Origin of the sequence: Embleya sp. NPDC005971 (assembly GCF_040629175.1) — a bacterium.
Lineage (GTDB): Bacteria > Actinomycetota > Actinomycetes > Streptomycetales > Streptomycetaceae > Embleya.
Genome location: NZ_JBEXUX010000026.1, coordinates 1 through 20,475 on the forward strand (window position 1 = coordinate 1; position 20,475 = coordinate 20,475).

16 protein-coding genes and 1 pseudogene are annotated in these 20,475 nt (G+C 70.8%); 7 read left to right on the top strand and 10 right to left on the bottom strand.

Annotated features, from left to right (window positions below):
• Positions 1-174: 174 nt before the first annotated feature.
• Together ABZ374_RS22895 and ABZ374_RS22900 are read right to left on the bottom strand one after the other, a co-directional pair.
• A complete protein-coding gene (locus tag ABZ374_RS22895; RefSeq protein ID WP_360313880.1) occupies positions 175-540 on the bottom strand; it encodes a hypothetical protein in 366 nt (121 codons plus the stop codon).
• Positions 537-659 (bottom strand): hypothetical protein, encoded by a 123-nt coding sequence (locus tag ABZ374_RS22900; protein ID WP_360313882.1) that lies wholly within the window; start codon positions 657-659, stop codon positions 537-539. The genes ABZ374_RS22895 and ABZ374_RS22900 overlap by 4 nt, the downstream gene beginning before the upstream one ends.
• A gap of 423 nt (positions 660-1,082) precedes the next feature.
• On the opposite strand from ABZ374_RS22900, the gene ABZ374_RS22905 reads away from it, so the two are divergent.
• The 4 genes from ABZ374_RS22905 to ABZ374_RS22920 all read left to right on the top strand — a co-directional run bounded on the left by ABZ374_RS22905 (position 1,083) and on the right by ABZ374_RS22920 (position 3,733).
• Positions 1,083-1,622 (top strand): hypothetical protein, encoded by a 540-nt coding sequence (locus ABZ374_RS22905; RefSeq protein ID WP_360313884.1) that lies wholly within the window; start codon positions 1,083-1,085, stop codon positions 1,620-1,622.
• Positions 1,623-1,708: 86 nt separating this feature from the next.
• Positions 1,709-2,833 carry a histidine kinase gene (locus tag ABZ374_RS22910; protein WP_360314083.1) on the top strand — a complete coding sequence of 375 codons (1,125 nt, stop codon included), beginning with the start codon at positions 1,709-1,711 and terminating at the stop codon, positions 2,831-2,833.
• Positions 2,830-3,513, top strand: a complete 684-nt coding sequence (locus tag ABZ374_RS22915; RefSeq protein ID WP_360313886.1) for a response regulator transcription factor — start codon at positions 2,830-2,832, stop codon at positions 3,511-3,513. Before ABZ374_RS22910 ends, ABZ374_RS22915 begins: the two co-directional genes overlap by 4 nt.
• A 34-nt stretch (positions 3,514-3,547) precedes the next feature.
• Positions 3,548-3,733 (top strand): hypothetical protein, encoded by a 186-nt coding sequence (locus tag ABZ374_RS22920; protein WP_360313888.1) that lies wholly within the window; start codon positions 3,548-3,550, stop codon positions 3,731-3,733.
• Between the two features lie 72 nt (positions 3,734-3,805).
• Here the strand turns inward: ABZ374_RS22920 and ABZ374_RS22925 are convergent, their stop codons facing one another.
• The 3 genes from ABZ374_RS22925 to ABZ374_RS22935 are packed head-to-tail and all read right to left on the bottom strand — an operon-like array spanning position 3,806 to position 6,881.
• Complete coding sequence (locus ABZ374_RS22925; RefSeq protein ID WP_360313890.1) at positions 3,806-4,231, bottom strand: hypothetical protein; 426 nt, start codon at positions 4,229-4,231, stop codon at positions 3,806-3,808.
• Positions 4,228-5,244, bottom strand: coding sequence for an aminotransferase class I/II-fold pyridoxal phosphate-dependent enzyme (locus tag ABZ374_RS22930; RefSeq protein WP_360313892.1), 1,017 nt, complete (start codon positions 5,242-5,244; stop codon positions 4,228-4,230). The genes ABZ374_RS22925 and ABZ374_RS22930 overlap by 4 nt, the downstream gene beginning before the upstream one ends.
• Positions 5,241-6,881, bottom strand: coding sequence for a radical SAM protein (locus ABZ374_RS22935; protein WP_360313894.1), 1,641 nt, complete (start codon positions 6,879-6,881; stop codon positions 5,241-5,243). The genes ABZ374_RS22930 and ABZ374_RS22935 overlap by 4 nt, the downstream gene beginning before the upstream one ends.
• Before the next feature lie 246 nt (positions 6,882-7,127).
• Here ABZ374_RS22935 and ABZ374_RS22940 point away from each other — a divergent pair.
• Positions 7,128-7,238 (top strand): annotated as a pseudogene (locus ABZ374_RS22940) (type I methionyl aminopeptidase); the annotation flags it as partial.
• A gap of 111 nt (positions 7,239-7,349) precedes the next feature.
• Here ABZ374_RS22940 and ABZ374_RS22945 read toward each other — a convergent pair.
• Complete coding sequence (locus tag ABZ374_RS22945; protein WP_360313896.1) at positions 7,350-9,581, bottom strand: SpoIIE family protein phosphatase; 2,232 nt, start codon at positions 9,579-9,581, stop codon at positions 7,350-7,352.
• A gap of 528 nt (positions 9,582-10,109) precedes the next feature.
• Between ABZ374_RS22945 and ABZ374_RS22950 the strand changes: the two genes are divergently transcribed.
• Together ABZ374_RS22950 and ABZ374_RS22955 are read left to right on the top strand one after the other, a co-directional pair.
• Positions 10,110-10,517, top strand: a complete 408-nt coding sequence (locus ABZ374_RS22950; RefSeq protein ID WP_360314085.1) for a glycosyltransferase 87 family protein — start codon at positions 10,110-10,112, stop codon at positions 10,515-10,517.
• A 175-nt stretch (positions 10,518-10,692) separates the two neighbouring features.
• On the top strand, positions 10,693-10,974 hold the full coding sequence (locus ABZ374_RS22955; RefSeq protein WP_360313898.1) for a hypothetical protein: 282 nt from the start codon (positions 10,693-10,695) through the stop codon (positions 10,972-10,974).
• Between the two features lie 333 nt (positions 10,975-11,307).
• On the opposite strand, the gene ABZ374_RS22960 is transcribed toward ABZ374_RS22955, so the two are convergent.
• The 4 genes from ABZ374_RS22960 to ABZ374_RS22975 form a co-directional block, all read right to left on the bottom strand.
• The gene (locus ABZ374_RS22960) at positions 11,308-11,964 is read right to left on the bottom strand and encodes a hypothetical protein (RefSeq protein WP_360313900.1); all 657 of its coding nucleotides are present in this window, start codon (positions 11,962-11,964) and stop codon (positions 11,308-11,310) included.
• 217 nt (positions 11,965-12,181) lie between these two features.
• The gene (locus ABZ374_RS22965; RefSeq protein WP_360313902.1) at positions 12,182-12,874 is read right to left on the bottom strand and encodes a DUF6461 domain-containing protein; all 693 of its coding nucleotides are present in this window, start codon (positions 12,872-12,874) and stop codon (positions 12,182-12,184) included.
• Positions 12,875-13,154: 280 nt separating this feature from the next.
• Positions 13,155-17,435: an AAA family ATPase gene (locus ABZ374_RS22970; protein ID WP_360313904.1), complete on the bottom strand. Its 4,281-nt coding sequence runs from the start codon at positions 17,433-17,435 to the stop codon at positions 13,155-13,157.
• Between the two features lie 557 nt (positions 17,436-17,992).
• A complete protein-coding gene (locus ABZ374_RS22975; RefSeq protein ID WP_360313906.1) occupies positions 17,993-20,434 on the bottom strand; it encodes an FtsX-like permease family protein in 2,442 nt (813 codons plus the stop codon).
• Positions 20,435-20,475 lie beyond the last annotated feature (41 nt).

The following is a 20,475-nucleotide window of genomic DNA, read 5'->3' on the forward strand; positions in this document are numbered from 1 at the left end:
GGATCGACATACCGGAACGCTGATCCAGGTCGGCGGCGCCGGTGCCCGGTTGTGGACGCCGCCGCGGTGGACCGCGCGCGCCGGCTGAGCTGCCATGTCCCACGGGGTGCCGAGCGGGAGAACATCCGCGGGTCCACACCGGAAGGGCTCGACAGCAGATCCGGCCCGACCTGATCATCCCCACCGGCAAGCGCAAGGGGCACAACCCCTCGGTGGCCGGCATCGACCGGGCACTGGCCGAGTACGTGTCGCGACGGCGAGGCGGTCGCTGATCGAGCTGGTCGCCACCTCGCCGTGTGCGCCGTTCGCGCCGTCGTCGACCCGGGTGACCACCGGCCCGCGTCCGTGCACCACCGCCGCCCATCCGGCGGGATCGGTGTGCCGGTCCACGCGGGGGTAGACGTCGCCGACGTCGCGCCGGATCACCGCGGGGACGAACGCCTCGCGCCGCACTGCGCTCATCGCCTCGCGTACCCACGGGGCCCGCGAGAACGCGCCCTGCGCGTCGAGTTCGTGCATGGCGTCCTCGTGGGCGGTCACGGCTTCTTGTGCTCGCCGCCGCGGGGCTTGTGCACGTCCGGGTTCTGCCCCTCCTGGCCCGGGGTCGGTTGCGGCGTGTCGTCCGGCTTCTTGTCGTTCGGCTTCTTGTGCTCACCCATGACGAGCCCCTCGGATACCGACAGTCATTCGACCATGGCGCGCCGGTCCCGCCGAGGCAACACCGTCGTCGACCTCACGGAACCCGCTCCCCCCGCAGGGGCGCCCGCCGACGGGCCGGCGCGGTCTTGATGCTCCGGTCGGTGGTGTGGCTGCGGGCACGTGATGTCGGGGCTGTCGAATGCGGCGGCGTGGAGTGCGGGTCCGGCGTGCCCTGACACAGCCTCGCCTCTCCGTGCGTCCGGATGCCTTCCGGTCCGGCCCGACCGGCGACGCGAGCGCTGTGCCGGATCGGTACGACCGACCGGTGGCGGGGCCCGGCCCGGTCGGGGTCGGGGTGGTCGTAGGGGTCCACCCGCGTCTCCACCCGTTGTTCCACCCATGGGTCCAGGCGCGGAGAAGGGCGCCGGCGGCAGTCTGGCGACATGACCACCACAGACTGGATCACCGACATCCTCCTCGTCCTCGTCGTCTTCCGGCAGTTGCGCGAGGACCGACTCGACCGCAAGACCTTCCTCCTCCCGCTGGGGATCGTGGGTTTCGTGGCGTTCAAGTACCTCCACTCGATTCCCACCGCGGGCAACGACACGGTGTTGATCGGCGCGTTGATGGCGATCGGCGCCGCGCTCGGCGTGGCGGGCGGCGTCTTCACCCGGATCCGCTTTGCCGGCGGGCATCTGCTGATCAAGGCCGGCGCGGTCTCCGCGGTGTTGTGGGTGCTGGGCATGGGCGCGCGGATGGGGTTCCAGGTATGGGTCGACCACGGCGGTGCCGACGACGTCGCCCGCTTCAGCCTCGCCCACCACATCACCACCGGCCAGGCATGGGTCGCGGCGTTCGTGCTGATGGCGCTCACCGAGGTCGTCACGCGGGTGGCCACGATCTTCGTACGGAGCCGGATGGCGACCCCCGGGCCGTCGGCGAACGCGGCGCGCTCCGTGTCGTCCCTCGACCGGGTGGCCTGACCGTGGGATATGGTCGCGCCGTGCCCGTACCCGAGAGCGTCCCCGTCTTCGGGCCGTCCTCGGGGCGGGAGCCCGGCCCGCGAGCGATGGTCCGGAGCGATCCCCGGGTGCAGTGGGCCGTCAGCCTGGGCGTCGTCGCCGTGGGTATCGCGACCATCCGCCCGATGGGTTTCAGCGGTCACGGCCTGGCCGTCGTCGTCCTCGTCGCGGTCAACTCGCTGTTCCTGCTGGGCCGAAACATTCCCGACGACAAAGTCCCGGCACGTGTGGCCGTCGTATGGATGTCGTTGGGCATCGTCGCGGCTGCCTGCCTGATCGGCACCGCCCGCAGCGGCACCGGCTACCTGTTCGCATACTTCCTCGTCGGCCACATCGGCTACCGGCTCCCGCCCGCCCGGGCCGTCCCGCTCGCCGCGCTGGCCGGTCTGCTCTGCGGTGGAGTGCTGTACCTGCGTCTGGGCCCGGGCCACGAGGCGTTGCCCTGGGGGCTCGGATTGTCCATCGCCCTGCCGGTGGTGGTGGGCATCGTCAGCCGCAGTCGGCAGCGGGCGCTGGAGGCCGTGCTCGCATCCGCCGAATCCGCCGAGCGCGCCGCCCGCGCCGAGGCCCGCACGGCCGCACTGGCCGAGCGCAGCCGCATCGCCCGGGACGTGCACGACGTGCTCGCGCACTCGCTGGCCGGAATCAACATGCAACTCGAACTGGTGGACGCCCTCCTCGACACGGGCGACCTGGCCAGGGTCCGCGAGGCCAACGACAGGGCGCACAGTCTGGTGAAAGAGAGCCTGAAGCAGGCCCAATGGACCGTTCACGCGCTGCGCGAGGACGCGCTGCCGCTGTTGGAGAGTTTGACCGCCATGATCGAGTCGTCGGGTCACCGGGACGCGCTCACCGTCGCCGGCACCGTACGCGAACCACCGGCCCGAACGGCCCAGCACCTGCTGCGGATTGCCCAGGAGGCGCTGACCAACGCCGCCCGGCACGCGCCCGGGGGCGATGTGCGGGTGCGGGTGACGTTCGCCGCGGCGTCGACGACACTGGGGATCCGCAATGGCCCCGCGACCCGCGCGCCGGCCGGGGGAGGCAGCGGCATGGGACTGATCGGAATGCGCGAGCGCATCGCCATGGTGGGCGGAACCCTCGCCACGGGACCGATCACGGAGGGACCGGACCGAGGTGGCTGGCAGGTGGAGGCGGTGATCCCGGGATGAGCGACACCACAGGGCACGACCCGCGATCGACCGACGCGCCCCGGCGCCTGCGGGTGGTCGTGGCCGACGACCAGGCCGCCGTCCGCGAGCCGCTCGCGGCCGTGCTCGCCCTCTCCGAGGACATCGACGTCGTCGCAGCCGCCGCGGACGGGGACGAGGTGCTCGCCGCCGCGGCCGCGGGACCGGTGGACGTGGTGCTCATGGACCTGCGCATGCCCCGCACCGACGGCATCGAGGCAACCCGCCGGTTGACCGAGGACCACCCCGGAGTGGCCGTCGTCGTCCTGACCACCTTCGCCGACGACGACTCGATCCTGGCCGCGCTGAGCGCGGGTGCCCGCGGCTACCTCACCAAGAACGCGGGACGCCGGGACATCGTCCGCGCGATCCGGGCCGCCGCCGCGGGCCAGTCCGTCCTCGACCGCGAGGTCCAAGACCGGCTACTGGCCACCGTCCGCACCCGGGCCACGGCACCGAAGCAAAGCCTTCCCGAAGACATCACACCCCGCGAGCGCGAGGTCCTCACCCTCATCGGCCAGGGCCTGCCGAACCGGGCCATCGCCGAGAAACTCTTCATCAGCGAGGCCACCGTCAAAACCCACATCAACAACCTCTTCGCCAAGGCCGGCATCCGCGACCGCGCCGACGCGGTACGCCGAGCCATCGCCGCCGGCCTGTGACGCCGACGAGGCCCCGGACGTCACGCGATGGCCGGTGAAGACCGGGACGCAACGGTCGAACAGCCCGGCCCGGGGTTTCGTCAGCGCGGCCCTGCTCACCGGCGCGGCGATCCTGATCGCGATCCTGTTGCGGGAGACCCCCACCGAAGTCGCCGCGCGGCGGAACACGGCGGCGGGGAGCGCGACAACGACCGAGGCAGCGAACGAACCGGTGGGATGAACGCGCCAGGGGCTCATAGGTTCGCCCTGCCACGGGCCGGCCACCCCATGCGGTCGCCGGCCCGCGGCGGTCTCAGCGGGGGTCTCCGACGCAGTCGGAACGTCGGTCGTGCGTCGCCGCGGTGACGAGCCGTCCCATGATCTCGGCCCGGCCGATCCGGAAGGCGTACTCGGCCGCGAGCAGAAGCCGCCGGCCGTGCTGCGCGGGACCGGCCGGGAGTTCGGCGGACCGCTCCAGGGCCCGGATCGCCGAGGTGACCGAGCCGCGGCGCAGAGCGATGGTGTGAACGGTTCGAGGTCGTCGGCGACTTGGCCGTCGGGTCCCAGGATCGAGTGTGCCCGGTGTCAGGCCCTGCGGTATCCGGTGGACGATCCCGTGCCCGGCGCCCTGCGCGCGCGAGAACGGACGCCCCGCTGGGATGTCGTGGGTCCGCGCGGCGAGTTCCTGATCGTGGAAGTCCGCATCGTCGTATACGGCCGGGTGCTCCGGTGGTTTCACCGTGCCACCGCCGGCGTCGGGCCGAAACCGTCGGCAAGGCTGGTCAGAACCGAGCCGGACCAACTGCTTTCCCCGAACACGCCGACCGGCATGGCGAGCACGCCGCACTCGCGCCGGAGCGTCTCCGCTGGGATGCCAACCGGGAAGAAGTAGTTGCCGGGACAGGTTCGGCTCGCCAGGGGAATCGCCCCGAGTACTTCGTCCGGCAACCGTTCGAACAGTCGCTCGGCCCGTGCGGCCAGTTCATCGACGACCTGCCGGGGCACGTCGCCGTGCTCGGTCAGCAGACGGTCGGCGAGCCTCAGATGTGCCGAAGTCGGCGGATCCGCCCGGAACGCTTCGGCCAATTCGGCCTCCGCCGGACCCAGCAGGACCACGCCGAACGTGCGTGGCCACAACCATCCCTTGGTGACCGAATGCAGCAGGACGGCGCGACCGGTGTCCAGCAATCGCCGTGTGCCCGCAGCGAAGGGGGCGCCCAGATCGTAGACACTGTCGATCAGCAGGCGACGGCGTGGTGATACCCGCAACCACGAAGTCACCGCGGCGCACTCGGCATCGGACAGGTACCGGCCGAGCGGCCTGCTGGGGTTGGCGAGCAACAGGTATTCGGGCCGGTGGTCCGCCGTCGACCTCGGCAGGGCCGGCGCCGGTAGCGTCGGGTAGGACTCGGGCGCCAGGCCGGCAGCGCGGGCCAGCTCGAAGTACACCGGATACACGTCGCCGGGCAGCCACAACCGCGCTTGCGCGGCGTGCAGCCAGTGGAACACCACGCCGAGCCCGTGACGGACCCCTCGACAGACCATGGCGTGGCGGGACCACTCTTCCGGCAGTTCGAAGCGCCGCAGCCAGGCACGGGCGAGATCGCATCGGTGCACCGTACTCGTGTCGGTCGGCGGTTCCGGTCGTATCGGAGCCAGCGCCCGGTACACGTTGGTCTCGGCGGCGTCCAGAAGCGACGAGGAAGCACCGAGTTGCCGCTGTCGGTATTCCTGGAACTCGTCGAACCTCATGCCGTGGCACCTTCCGCCACGATCTCGCTGGCCCGGTCTTCCAAGGAGGCGTAGCAGCGTCCGTCGGCCATGACGTTCCAACTGCGTGCGATCCCGTTGGTGCGTTCCCAGAGCAGGCTGGGTTCGGTGTAGGCGGCGATCCGCATCGGCCGTCCGTCCCAGTTGCCGTGGTAGACCGGCGCGCCCCAGGGCAGGCGGCTCGCCGGTTCGAGGCCGTGCTGCTCGGCGAACCTGGTGACCACGGACAGCGAGACCTGGTGCTCTCGGCTCCAGACGTTGGCGGCGCGGTCGAAGTAGAGCGACTCGGTGCTGGTGGACACGTAGAGCTCTTTGAAGCAGACTTCGTCGACACCGAGGGCCGCGGCCCACGAAAGGTAGTCGGCGACATCGGCCGCGTCGGCGACGCCGCCGTGCTGGAGCACGCAGATCAGCCTCATCCGCAGCCCCGGCCAGCGGTCGCGTCCCACGCGCCAGGTGTCGATCACCGAGCTCACCGGCGTGCGCAGCGTCATCAGCCGCTCGCTGACGGCGTCGTCCTGATGGTGTCGGGAGACCGCCAGCACGCTCAGGCCCGCCGCGCCCAGGGCCGCGAGGCGGCCGGCCCGGTCGGCGTGTAGGCCCTTCGCCAGAGTGTGCGCGTTGGTGATCAGGACAACCTTCGGGAAGGCCGCCGCGCAGGCGGACACCAGTCGCAGCTGCTGGTCGAACGGTATGAGCGTGGGCTCCCCGCCGCCGGTGATCACCGCCCGCTCGGCACCCGCCGCACGAGCGCGCTCCAGCCAGTGGGTGACCGCGTCCCAAGGGACCCGTGCCGGCGCCTGGTCGCTGGAGATCGAAGCCGAGGAGAAGCAGAACGAACACCGGGCTTGGCAGGCGGAGGCGACCGGCAGAAGCGAAACCGAGCGCGGTCGCGTGTCTGCGTAGCGACGCTGTGCCGATTCGTGCAGGTGCAGGGAGGCCGCCATCGCATCCTCGACGGTCGTCGGGCGCAGAATGAACTCGTGGCCTGCTTGGTCGAGTTCGTGGACTGCCGACAACCGGATGCGAGCCTCGTGCAGTTCCGTGCCGAGGCCGGTCGACACGTTGGGCACCAACTGGTCGGGGTCCACCATGGTTTCCAGCACCAGCAGCCGATCGCCCGGAATGGCCAGACGTTCCAGCAGGCGTCCTGCCTTGCCGATGCCGATTCCCAACTCCGCACGGGTCAGCAGGTGGAACCGGTCGGGATGGGTACTCTCCGGAATTCCCGCCTTACCGTAGGCGAACGCGTACTTGTCGAAGCCCTTCGCGAAGTTCGACAGCACGATGACGTGGAAGCGCTGGTCGCTGTGGTTCATCCTGTCATCATGCATGAACGGGCCCGGACGACATGGGCCCAAACCGCAGCCGGAACGTGCTGCCCCGATCCGATGCGTCGTCAACGACAGGCCCCGCGCGGTGCGATCCGCACGATCGCGGGACGGCGACGTTCTCCACACCGGATTCGCGGATGGTGCGCAGGAGTTCGGCAGTGGTGGTGTCCAAGCCGAACTCGCCGGCACGGTCTCACGCCCGGTGCCCGGGGCTGGTTGGAGGACCAGGTCCGATCCGGCGTCCTGGAACGGCAGACGGACGACCTCCACCGCGTCCTCGGCCACCCGCCCACCACGCTGGACCAGGCAGTCGGCACGCTCCTCGCTCGCCCCGCGCCGCCGAGCGACACCGCCGAGCCGGCCTGACGGAGCGAGACCCACGCCGGGCACGTCACGGGATCAACTGCCATGGCCGGCGTGGTCCGTCGAGGGGCATGCACTGTTCGGTCCGGATGCACTTTCCACCGGGTGTGTAGCGGGCGGCCCAACTCGGCGGGCGTGGCGATCGGTTGCAGGCCGCGGCCATCCTGCGCAACCGAACGCGCGTTGAGCGCCGGCATCGCGGCTGCCCGACCGGGGGCTCGCATCGGCGACATCGCCCATGCCATCGGCTCGGTCCTCGGCGAGGCGGCATATTCGGTGGGCTTCGTCGCGACGGCGTCCGGCAACCGGCCCGCCGGCACCTGGGGCGGACCGTCCGGCCACCCCACCGGATCACCGCGATCGGTGCCCCGCCGGGACGGATCCCGGTGCCTACGGCCCGTCCGTGTGCACGCCGATCTCGAACCAGGTCGTCTTGCCCCGTCCCGCGGGCGAGCTGCCCCAGGCCGTGGCCAGAGCGTCGACGATCAGCAGGCCGCGTCCCGACTCGGCCTCCACATTGCGTGCGTCGTCCTGGAGCAGCGTGGTCGGTACGGGGGGATACGGATCGCTGTCGCGTACCTCCACCCGGATCCGGTGCGGATAGGCACGCAGCCTCAGGTCCACCTCGCTGTGGGCGTGGATGAGCGCGTTGGTCACGACCTCGGAGACCAGTACCTCCAGGTCGTCGAGCATGGGCAGCAGCGACCACCGCCGCAGCACGTCCCGCAGGAACCGGCGGGCCTGGGCGACCCCGAGCAGGTCGTGCCGTTGCACCGACATGCGGGCGACGCGCGCCGTCTCGTGCGGCCGAGCGCCTTCGAACCGCATCAGGACCAGGGCCGCGTCATCGCCGCCGGCCTCCCGCGCCGAGCCGGCGTGGACCATGGCGTCGGCCAGCACTTCGAGGTCTTCGCCGCCCTTGTCGGCGAGTGGACCGGTCAGTCGCACGACCGCGTTGTCGAACCCCAGGCGGCGTTGCTCCAGCAGGCCGTCGGTGAAGAGCGCCACCACCGATCCGGGACGCAGTTCGATCGCCGTGTCCCGGTAGACGGCGCGCGCGTCGACCCCCAGCGGCGGCCCGACCGCGAGTTCCGGCTGCGCCACGTCACGGCCGTCACCGACCAGAGGTCCCGGGTGCCCCGCGCTCGCGATGGTGGCGGCGCCGGTCGCCACGTCGACCCACATGCAGGAGCACGTGGCGAACAGGTTGGCGTCCAGGCCCGACAGAACGCGATTGCTCCGCTCCAGCACGACGGCGGGGCCATGCCCCTCCGCGGCGTACGCCCGTACGACGCTGCGCAGTTGGCCCATCACCGCTGCTGCGGCCAGGTTGTGGCCCTCCACATCGCCGATCACGAGCCCGATACTTCCGTCGGGCAGGTTGAGCACGTCGTACCAATCACCGCCCACCGCCACGCCGTCGGTCGCGGAGAAGTACCGGGCGGTGGTGACCGCTTCGGGAATGTGCGGCGGGCTCCCGGGCAGCAGGGTGTGCTGGATCCTGCGGGTGAGGGCGTGCTCGACCTCCTGCGACCGGGCCCGGCCCAGGGACTGGGCCACCTGCTCCAGCAGGAGGCTCAGCAGCATGGTTTCCGTGGCGGACAACGGCTGCCGCGAGCCGGCGAACTCGATGGTGTAGCAACCCATCACCCGGCCGCCGTACAGCAGGGGGAAGTAGCCGCGTGCTCCCCGGCCGGGATTCACGGTGACGCCCGGATAGGCCCGCTCCACCTCTTCGCCCGATCCGAAGAGCCTGACCCTGGAGGCGGCGACCGTGTCGGTCTCCGGAGTGCGGCGGGACAGTGGCGTCCCTTCGATGTCGCGGACCGCCTCGCGCGGCAGGCCGACGGCCCCCGCCACGTGCAGCCGCTCCCCCTCGACGACGGACAGCGCCGAGGCCCTGCCGCCGAAAGCCTGGACAACCCTGGTCTGGGCGAGGGCGAGGATGTCGGAGACCTGCGCCGCACCGGTCAGATCCATGGCAAGCCGCTGGACCTGGTACAGGTGGCTGCTGCGGACCGCCGCCGACGCCACGGCCTCCAGCAGCCTCCGCTCGACGTCCGGGTCGCCTGCGGCGGGCTCCGGTCCCGCGGGGATGAACACCGGAACGGCGGGAGCCGTGACGGCCTCTTCCCCTCCGGTCGACTCCTCGAGATCGGCGGCCAGCCGGTCGGCGACCGCCTGCATGTACTCCTGCTCCTCGGTCGTGACCGACCTCGGCGGTACCAGGCGTATTCCGATGGTCCCGAAGCGGTTCCGTGCGGTTCGTATCGGCGCGGAGGCGACCGCCATGGAGAAGGTGATGTTGGTCGGAAACCGATGCGGCGATCGACGTACTCCCTCCCATATGTCGACCTCGTCGAAGACCACCAGTTTCCCGGTTCGATACGACTGCGTCGTCGGCCACGACAAGTCGTCGATGTCGAAACCGGACGGAATGCCGAAGCCCAGGGGAGAGTCCACGATCATGGACGCGGCCAGTCTCCGGCCGCCTTGCGTCGGGAGATAGGCGGCACAGGTGCTCGCTCGCAGCCGGTGGTACACGTCCAGCAGCGCGGACGCGAGCACCTCGCCTTGGCGCGTCCGCGGGTCGCTGACGCCGTAAGGCGGCTGGGCAAACATTTCCCGATCCATAAGACCTACCGTCGCTGGGTAAAAGGAAGCCGCTCATATTTCCCTAAATATATTCGCCTATTTCCCCAGTAATTCTATTATAGACAAGCAAGATCGGAACGCCACAAGAACTGACGGGGCCGCCAAGGCGGACTGCGTCGAACTCCGCACCTCGACCCCGGGTGATCGTCGAGCATGCCGGAATCCTTCTCCTTGTTGACCTCTCGCGTGAGGCGGAGAGCCGCAGGCGGTCGTCCGAACCCGAGGCTTCCACCGCGCCCTTGCCCCAGCGAACCCGCCAACTGTACGGACTTTCCGAGTGGGTTCGGGCGCGGGCGGTCCACCCTCCCCGGGAAGCGGTCCGGCAGTGACTCCCGAATCCGCTGCCCAGCGGAAGTTCGAATGGCCGGCCGTAACGCCGCCCGCGATCCGACTCGAACACGAGACCCACGCGATGCATCTGCTCCACACCGCCGGGCTCCACCGCGTCGACAGCGCTCACGGCCGACACAGTGACCACCAAACCTGACTCGGCTGATTTTCGTGTTCTTCCTTACGATCCGCGGAGACTTCCGCGCATTCAGGCGAGCCGTGTACGCATTCCTCGCGTGTACGGCCGTTGCCTTTGTCGTGTTGCCCCGTGATTCGACGGAATTCCGGTTCGACAAGGTCCGGTCGACCGGTCGCATCGGAGATCTTTCGCTAGGCGGAAACCAATCACCTGAGGGGTCTGAGAAGGGTTGTTCAGGGGGCCGACTCGCTAGTCGCTTCTCTCGGGGGATGCGCGTCATGGTCGGGCCGTGTGCTGCGTACGGGACGGATCCGGCGGTGGTTGCCCTGCTCCATCGGTGCACGACGAGCCATCCCCGCAGGCTCCCGGTCGGATCCTGTCCGTCCGCTTCACGAACTGCCGAAGTCCTGTGCGTAGGGCGGGATTTGCCCTAGGGTTTACCGGAGCATCGTCACCTCTGCGCCGGGCGTGCCCCGCGCGTCGTGCGCCTCGGTCCATTCGATCGGTCGCGCCCCCGGGCAGGACGCCGGTCTCGCCGAATCGTGCTTGGCCGCGCGTGGTGCCCGAGCCCTCGGCCGGACACGTCACGGGAAAGAGGACGCCTGCGCCATGAGCAACTCCGACAGCTCCGCCGTTCGGGTCGGGGCCTCCGTCGCCGCCTCCCTCTGGGTCGCGGCCGTCGTGGGTGAACTCGTCTACGCTCTGATCCTGGCCCAGGACACGTCCGTTTGGGGCCTGTCGAACGTGTACTTCGGCGACGGCAGGACCGACATCTCGATATCCCTCGATGCGTCCGCAGTCCTGTTGTGGCTCGGTTCGACCATGCTGTTCACCGTCGTCACGGCCGTTGCCCGCGGCGGGGGTTCCGCCGGTGGGCACGGGGAGTTCTGAGGCACCGCCCGCGCATCGTCCCCGGTGCTCGCCTCCCTCGGCCGATCCCGCCCCGGGACCCCAGAACGAGGCCGGCAACCCACCGACTTACGGCCACAGACCCCACGCCCGCCGCATCCCGAGCGAGGTGGGGGCCTCGACCGCTCCCGCACCCAAGCAGCCTGTTGTTGGCGAGCCACCCGACGACGGGGCAGGACGACGAACCCGACCCGGTCTTTCGGCCGGTTGACGACCCGAAGTGTCAGGCCGAGCCACTTCGTTGCCCGGGGGACGTCCCACATCGCATCACTGGTCACCAATCGGACGGAGACACCCGATCGACAGTTCGACCCATCAGGGAGTCACGCTCCGGTCGGCGAGCAGGACGGCCGGCAGCGGTGTGTCCACTACCAGGGCCCGGGGGAGTGTCAGGCCGAAGTGCCGCTCCAGCACCCCCAGGATGGTCCGGTGCACCTCGCGGTTCGCTCGCTCCTTGTCCGGCAAGCCTTCCGCGCTCAGCAACTCCTTGAGCCTATCCGCGACTTCGGGGTCTCCAACGACCTGGCCGGTGCCCCAGGAGTCGTCCAGGTGCAGATTGAACGAGCACACCGTCCGGCCGTCCCGGTGGTAGTGGAAGGTCGGCGGCACCGGCTTGCCGTTCTCCTCCTCGTACTCCAACAGGAAGACCGAGGCCCCGTCCGCGGAGATCGCCGGACCGTCCCGGAACTCCCCGAACCAGCCCCCGTACGCCACCGCGAAGGTCCACCCGCCGCTCACCCCCAGCCGCAGCCCGATCCCGTCCCAGGCATCGCCGTACTCCGAGTCCAACGCCTCGACCAGTCCGGCCCCGGTGAGCTCCCCGACCGGTTCCACCGTCCGCTGCGACCACCGGGCCGAGGCCGCGATCCGCGCCGTCAGCGCCTCGACCCCGAGCCCTCGGGCCAGCGTCACGCTGTAGCCGCCGAAGGCAATGCTCTGCGGCTCCGCGAGCCAGGCGATTCCGTCCGTCATGCACGTGATCCTGCAGCACGACACCGACACACCCCTGCCCCCGGGCCGCCGGACTGCATCACCGACCGGCCCAGGATTGCGGAGGTCGCCGGATCCGCCCGCGCGGCCGGAGCGTCGGGGGAGAGCGCGAGCGCCTCCTCGGCGACCCCGTGCGGCCGACACGACCAGCCAGGAAGCGTGTTCGGCCCGGAACCGCCCGGTCGGCGGCGTGTTGTCGCTACTCGGCGGGTGGTTGGCCGGTGGCGGTGACCGTCAGGGTGATGGGTCCGGTGTCGGGGATGGATTGGGGTGGCGAGGTGTCGACGAACAGGGGGTCGGAGAGTCCTTCGCGCAGTCCGGCGGCGAGGAGCAGCCCGTGGACGACGGCGTCGTGGGGGAGGTCGAGGCCGAACACGGTCTCGGCCATGCGCAGTGCGCATCCGCGCGCGGGGGCGTCGTCGTCGGGTGGTTCGCCGTCCGGGCCGAGGAGTCCGGCGGTGATCAAGTGGGGGAGGAGCCGGTCGGGGTCCGTTCCGATGCGGTCGTCGGGGGCGTCTTCCTCGAACCCGCACACGATCTCGCCGTTCACGGCGTGGAGAAGGTACGCGACCGGATTGATGTCCGCGTAGACGAGTATTGCCTCGGCGCCGGCGGAGACCGCGTCCAGGACACCGGGCCGGGACCCCCGATTTCCCGTGGTCTCCACGGCGTAGGCCCATCCGCGCGAGGTGCCCGCCCGGATGGTCTCCACGCCGGTGTCGAAGTAGGTCTCGGTGGCGTCGACGAGCCCCATCGGCACGGCCGTGGCGGGGTCGCAGCCCAGGCGGATCAGCAACTCCAACGGCTCCAGGCCCCGGGCGAACGTCACACAGCGGTCCGACTCGAACTCGCGGGCCCCGCGCAGCCACGCGATACCGTCCCAAGCGCTCATCCGCACACCGTAGGGGCGGCGTCCGACACCGCGTCGACCCGCCGGCCGGGACTCGGTGAACGGCGCCGGCTTCGTTGCCCTGCGTGCGGCCGGGCGCCGCGGTGAGGTTCGGGTCGCCTCTCGTCACAGGGGATCGGGTGCGCACAACCGGCAGTTCCGGCGGCGTCGAGGGCGTCGAGGGCGGCGTGGGAGCTCGGGAAGGCCGGGAGGACGGGCTCCGCCGCCTGGGGCCGCGTGCCGGCCTTCGGACGCGTCATGTCCTTCAGGTCGTGGCCGGCCATCAGGAATCCGGCGTGCGCCTCGTCGGTGTCGTTCGGTGGTCCGCCGTGTCCGCGTGAACCGGACGCTCGTTCGTGTGATGTCGTTTGTGGCGCAGCAGCGCAATTTCCCGTTCGAAGGCCACGCACAGGTGACCGTCCGGACCCCAGCCGAAGGCTCTGCACACATCGGGGGTGAAAATCCGGTCCATGCACTCGCCGGTGGTCAGGTCCCAGACCCCTACGATCTCGTCGTCGGATCGCGTGACGGCGACGGGTTTCCCGTCGAGTGTCGTGCACGCGACCGCGTATATCGGGCCGGCGTGTTCGGTGGGGTGTTCGGCGAGTGGGGTGCCGGTGCTCAGGTCCCAGAGCACCACGATCCCGTCTTCGGCCCCGGTGACGGCGACCGGTCTTCCGTCGAGCACCACGCACGCGACCGCTGTCACCATGTCGATGCGGTGGGTGAGGGGTTCGCCGAGCGGCGAAGAGGTGTTCATGTCCCAGACCCGCACGGTGCCGTCCGCGGCTCCTGTGATGGCGACGGGTTTCCCGTCGAGAGTTGCGCACAGGACCGCGTACACCAGGCCGGTGTGTCCGATAAGGGCGGCGAGCGGGGTGCCGGTGCTCAGGTCCCAGATTCCCACGATGCCGTCCTCGTATCCGGCGACGGCGACGGGTATTTCGTCGAGCGTCGTGTACGCAACCGCGTACACCGCTTGGTCGTCTACAGCGAGCGGTTCGCCGAGCGGAGCGAAGGTGGCCAGGTCCCAGACCCGTACGGTGCCATCCTCGGCTCCGGTAACGGCGACGGGCTTCCCGTCGAGCACCGCGCACGCGACTGCGTGTACCGGGCCGGTGTGTCCGGTGAGGGGTTCGCAGAGTGGGGTGCCGGTGTCCATGTCCCAGACCCGTACGGTGCCGTCGTCGGCTCCGGTGACGGCGACGGGCTTCCCGTCGAGTGTTGTGCACGCGACGGCGGTCACCGTGTCGTCGTGTCCGGTGAGGGGTTCGGCGAGTGGGGTGCCGGTGGTCAGGTCCCAGACCCGTACGGTGCTGTCTGCGGCTCCGGTGACGGCGACGGGTTTTCCGTGGAGTGTTGTGCACGCGACGGCGGTCACCGTGTCGTCGTGTCCGGTGAGGGGTTTGCCGAGTGGGGTGCCGGTGGCCAGGTCCCAGACCCGTACGGTGCCGTCTTCGGCTCCGGTGACGGCGATGGGCTTTCCGTCGAGCGTCGTGCAGGCGACGGCCATCACCGCTTCGTCGTGTCCGGTGAGCGGTTCGCCGCGTGGGGTGCCGGTGGCCAGGTCCCAGACCCGTACGGTCTCGTCCGCAGAGGCGCTGATGGCAATGGGCTTTCCGTCGAGCGTCGTGCACGCGACCTCGTACACCGAGTGGTCGTGTCCGGTGAGGGGTTTGCCGAGTGGGGTGCCGGTGTCCATGGCCCAGACCCGTACGGTGCCGTCGTCGGTTCCGGTGACGGCGACGGGTTTTCCGTGGAGTGTTGTGCACGCGACGGCGGTCACCGTGTCGTCGTGTCCGGTGAGGGGTTTGCCGCGTGGGGTGCCGGTGGTCAGGTCCCAGACCCGTACGGTCTCGTCCGCAGAGGCGCTGATGGCGATGGGCTTTCCGTCGAGCGTCGTGCAGGCGACGGCCATCACCGCTTCGTCGTGTCCGGTGAGGGGTTCGCCGCGTGGGGTGCCGGTGCTCAGGTCCCAGACCCGTACGGTGCCGTCTTCGGCTCCGGTGACGGCGACGGGCTTTCCGTCGAGCGTCGTGCAGGCGACGGCCATCACCGCTTCGTCGTGTCCGGTGAGCGGTTCGCCGAGTGGGGTGCCGGTGCTCAGGTCCCAGACCCGCACGGTTTCGTCTTCGGCTCCCGTGACGGCGATCGGCTTTCCGTCGAGCGTCGTGCACGCCACTGCGATCACCACACCGTCGTGTCCTCTCATGGTGTCGCGTAGTTCGAGGTTCGGAATTCCGCCGGTGACGGCGACGGCGGTCCAGACGCCGGGCTCGGTCATGTCGGTGAACGCGCGCACGAGCAGAGCGGCCGGGTGGCGGGCCGCGTCGGTGGTGAGAAGCCGGCGACGGGTGGCCGGGTCGGCGTAGCGGTGGGTGCCGATGGAGGCGCGGTACACGGCACGGGCCACCAACGCCTCGTGCGTGGCCGCACGCGGGAACGCCTCCGTGAGGGCGGAGGGATCGCCGTGGACGAGGTATTCGGTGTCGGTGAGGAGTTCGTCCAAGCGGTCCGCGGATTCGGCGTGAGCCAAGGCGTACCGCAGAAGATACGGCGGGGCCGTGTCCCAGGCGCGGGTGTTGCCGTCGTGGGTGGTGTGGGTGGCGAGGAGGTGGTCGAGGACGTCGCCGCGGGTCGGCGCGGTGGTGTCCGTCGTCGGCTGCCCGGTGAGGTGGTCGACGAGTGCCTGGTGGAAGAGGCGATAGAGCAGGGTTCCGTCGTGATCCGGGGTCGCGCGCAGGTAGAACAGAGCGTCGGGAAGGAGCGCTCGGGCGCGTTCGGCGTCGACATCGGCGAACAGCCCCGCCAGGGGCAGTGCCACCTCCAGGGGCATGCCCTCGCCTTGGGCGAGGGCAAGCGCCGACAGGACGGCGTGGATGGCCGGACCCTCCGGACGAAGGGCCAGATCGCGTTCGAGCACCTCGGGCAGCGTCCCGGGCGCCGAACGGCCGAGAGCGTCGGCCGCGTCGAGGTCCTCCGGCGCGCCGACTTGGGCCAGATGGCGGGTGAAGATCTCGGCCACCAGGAAGGCCCCCCACTCCGTACCGCGCACCGATCGTGGCGAGAGGCGATCGGCGATCGCTCGGGCAAGGCGTTGCCGGACGGCGCGCATGCGCGGCGGGCCATAGGTACGAGTGTCGGCCAAGCGGGCGCCCAAATGGTCGGCCAGATCCTCGCGGACCTCGTCGGGGTCGGCGGCGTCCAGGTCCATCAGACCGCCCGTCTCGGCGGCCCGGTCGAGCAGGGCGTCGAACATCGGCCACGGCCGGGTGCCCACCAGCAGCCGCACCGCGCGCGTACCATCGGCCCGGGCGGCCTGCGCCAACCGGGCCAGGTCCGCGCACAACCCGGCGGGGTCGGACGCCTCGTCCAAGGCATCCACGATCAACACCGGAACCTCTCCCGCCACAGGCAACAGACCGATGAACACCGTTGCGTCCACCAGCGCGTCGGGCCCGGGATCCACATGGAGTTGCCGGGCCGCGGACGCGAACACCTGCGCCGAAGTGCGTCCGCGCGCGTGCATCGCGGCCAACCGATCGTTGACCGAGGGACATCCCGCCGCGTCCCGGGCGTCCAACCGCTCGCGCACATGCCCGGCCACCGCGACCAGTTCGGGGTGCGCGGCACACGCCAGAGCCCCCAACAACGCCGACTTGCCGATCCCCGGATTCCCGGTCACCACCCGAAGGCCGCCCGTCGTGACGTCGTCCAACCACGGCGCGAGGACTCGCAATTGCGAACGCCGCCCGGTGAACCGGAGGCCGGCCTTGTCGGTGAAGTGCAACGCGTCCGAGGGGTCGAGAAACATCCGCAGCGCCGGCTCCACACCGCCCAGACGCACCGCCTTCGGGTCGTGGTTGGGATGGGGGAAGAACGGCAGATCCGGCTCCTCCTCCGCGAGCACCATCGCCGTGCTTTGCACCGTCTGCACCATCCCGGGCATGCGCTCCACCCGTTGCCGTACTCGGCGGGCCACCTTCGAGAACGGCACGTGCGTCCGTGCCGGATCGGTGTCCAACCCGGTGCGGGCGACCTCCTCGAAAACCTCGGCCAGGGCGATGCTGAACCGCCCGTCGTACGCATCCTCACCCCCACCCGACGCCGCGATCACCCACGCGTTCGCCGGTGTGTCCGACCCGTGCACCATGTGCGGCAACGACGCCGCCCGCCCCGCCCGGCACAGATCGAACAGAAACAACGTCGGCACGCCCAACGTCTGCGCGTCGTCCACCCACTGCGCGGCGTTCGTCCCCACCCCGACGCACCCGTCCGCCGGCACTACGTCCACTCGATGAGGATTCGCCGTCGCAACATCCCCGTGGGCGGCGACATACATCAGCCGGGCGGACCCCAGCGCCGTGCCGATCGCCGCCCGCAATGCGCCGGCACCGATGTCCTTGTGTACGTCGGTCGCATACCCCAGGCGGTTCAACGCCGCTACGACCGGCGGCACCACCTCGTCGACGAACGGCAGATCCGCCCACGCCCTCGCACCCACCGGCATCTCGCCGGCCCCGGCCGCCGCGAAACGCCCGATCCCCACCACCACCGCACGCATGGGCCCCACCCCTCGCCCTCGGCCCCGTCCCGAAGCATCAGAGTGGCAGGAATTACTCGACCAGACCCGCCGAACAGCGCAACGCACGCAGTCCCAAGCGGTGGCGTGCGCAAGTGGGTCGGGTGTCTCGTGAGCCATGGTGAAGTCCGGAGAAGGACGGCCTTCGAGCTGCGCTGTCTCGATGCGAGGTCGGCGCCGTGGTGCCCCGGCCCGTGGTGCGGCACCGGTTGAGAACGTTGGTCTGTGCCTGGTGATGTGGGGGGTCGGCGTGTGGTGTGGGGTGTGTGCGTGGCCGAGGGGCCGGTTGGCCTGTGGTGTTGCAGGGTTCGAGAAGGCCGCGCGCCGCGCGCCGCGCGCCGAGGACCGTGCCGTTGTGGATCGGGTGCGCGCTTGTTCCGATCCCGGCCCCTCCCGCGCCGGCAGCCGGGGCGTCGTTCTCGCCGACCCTCTCGTGTCGTTCCTTCGCGGTGGAGAGTGTCCTCCGCTGGTCCGTCACGTGAGTACTCAGTCATTCACACTTCTCCTGTCGACGCCGACCACCGAGACCGGAACCAGGGTCACGAGCGCCGGTCGCGCATGACGGACCGGCCGGCGAGGGCGGTGGCAGCGAAGACGAGGACGAAGGTGAAGGCGACGAGTGCGGTGTAGGTGACGGGGTCGATCGCGGGTGCGATGCGGTCGCCGTTGCTGAGGGCGTACGTCATGGCGAACAGGCCGGGCAGGGCGAAGGCGGTGCCGACGATGCACGCCGTGGTGGCCAGGACGGCGGCCTCCCAGCGCAGGATCGAGCGCCGTTGCTGCGGGGTGGCGCCGACGGCCGTCAGCAGCGCGAATTCCGAGCGGCGGGAGAGGGTCGCGGTGACGAGGGAGTTCGTGACCGCGATGGCGATGTAGCCGAAGAGGACCACCAGGATGAGCAGACCGAACTTCTCGTCGCCGCTTGACGCATCGCCGCCGGCGGCGGCACCGCCGGAGCCGGAGACCTCGACTCCGGGGACGTCTGCGAGGCGGTCGCGGATGGCCTCCGCGACGCGTGCCGCCGATGCGGAGCCGGGGACTGCGACGGCCAGGCCGGACGGGAGCCCCGACGCGGTGGCCGGCTGCAGGTCGCCGAGGGGGAGAAGGACGTCGCCGAAGCCGAGTCCGCGTTCGTACAGCGCGCTCACGTGCCGCTTGAGCGCACGCCCGTTCGCCAGTACGACCGTGATCTCGTCTCCGACGTGGGCCCCCACTTGGGCGGCACCGAGGACACCGAGCGCCACATCGCCTTCCCGGAGCCGGACCGGGTCGCCGTCCTTGGGCTTGAGATCGGCGTAGTGTTCCACCCGGTCCCCGGCGATGCCGAGTGCGTTCAGGGTCTGGGGGCTGTTGCCGCTGCCGGCGGGCGGCTGCACGATGACGCGGGTGGTCACGATGGGAATGGCCGATGCGACCCCGGGTGCGCCGCGCACGAGTTCGACCGTCCGGTCACTGACTCCGACCGTCGGCGAGGTGACCGTGATGTCGGTGCGCGTGCCCGCGTCCGCCTGTGCCGCCGAGACGGCACCGGCCGTCGCCGCGCCGGAGAGCTGGACCGCACCCAACGCGACGCCGAGGACGATCGGGGTCAACGCGCCGCCGACCCGGGCGGCCCGGTGGCGAATGCTCTCCAGCGCCGTGTACGCCGCGGCGTAGCGCCTCGCCGGCCGGCGCACGATCGCCGCCGCCGCGCGCACCACCTGCGGACTCAGCGGACCGATCGACAGGGCCATCACCAGTCCGGAGATGCCCGGGAGTCCACTGGCCGCATCGACGTTGGACGTGTACGTCGGGGCCAGCGCCATCACGATGCCCACCGCGACCAGAACCACTCCGACGACGATGCGCCGCGTCCGCCGCGATGCCGAGGTGCCTGCGTCGCGGTCTTCGAGCTGCGTCAGCGGGCTGCTGCGGGTCACCCGGCGTACCGCGACGCGCGTGGCGATCTCGGCGGCGAGGAAACCGGTCAGCATCGCCACGATGAAAGGCAAGGGGCCGAAGACCGGCTCAAGAGTCGCGGGCAGCACTCCCCAGGAGCGGATGACGCCGATCATGGCCGCGCCCACCAGCGGTCCGGCGACGCCGCCGAGGCCGCCGGCCGACGCGGCGACCATCCGGATCTCCGCGCGCAGCAGCCGCTTCACCTGCCGCGGCGTGGCACCGACGATGCGGAGCATGGCCAACTCGCGTGAACGCTCGCGGATTTGGAGCGACGTGAGGGCTATGACGGTGAACACCGCGACAATCAGCGCGACGGCACCGAGCGCACCGGCGATGGAGACGAGGTCCGCCGTCGCCCGGCCTTGGGAGACCGCCTCGACGGGCCCTCGGTCGCCGCGGTCCCACAGCCGCGCGCCGGCCGGAGCGGCGAGGCGGGCGAGTACGTCCGCATCGGAAGTCGCCTGCGGCCAGACGCCGATGACCGCCACGCCGGGGTCGGGGTTGCCGCGCGTCGCGATCTGCCCGTCGGTGAGATACACGTCCGGGACGTCGACTCCCGCGTCGTCGGCTGTGGTCGTGCCGACGAGCGTGTACTGCACGGGCCGGTCGCCGAAGCCGAGCGCGACCTTCTCCCCGGTCTCCAGGCCGTGGGCGCGCGCGACGTGGCCGGGCAGCACGATGTCGTCCGCGCCGACGGGCGCGCGTCCCGAGGCCAGTTCACGATTCCCGAGTGCGAACGCGGACCAGGGATGCGCATCGACCGTCTCGCCGTCACCGGCCCGGGCACCGAGGACCGCGGGCACGATGCGGTCGGCGACGACGCGGGACGCGGGCAGCGCCGCGGTGATCTCGCCGGCCAGCGAAGCCGGCAGCAGCGCCCGGCCCGGGACCGTCATGTCGACGTCGCCGTCGACAGGCACCGACTGGCGGGATGCGACCAACAGCGGTGCATTGTCGTACTCGCCGGTGGAGACCCGGCCGCGGACGCCGGTCTCGAGAAGTACGCCGAACGCCCCCATGAGGACGGCCGAGAAGAACACCGTGATGGCGTGTGCGGCGACCTGGCCCCGGCGCGCACGCA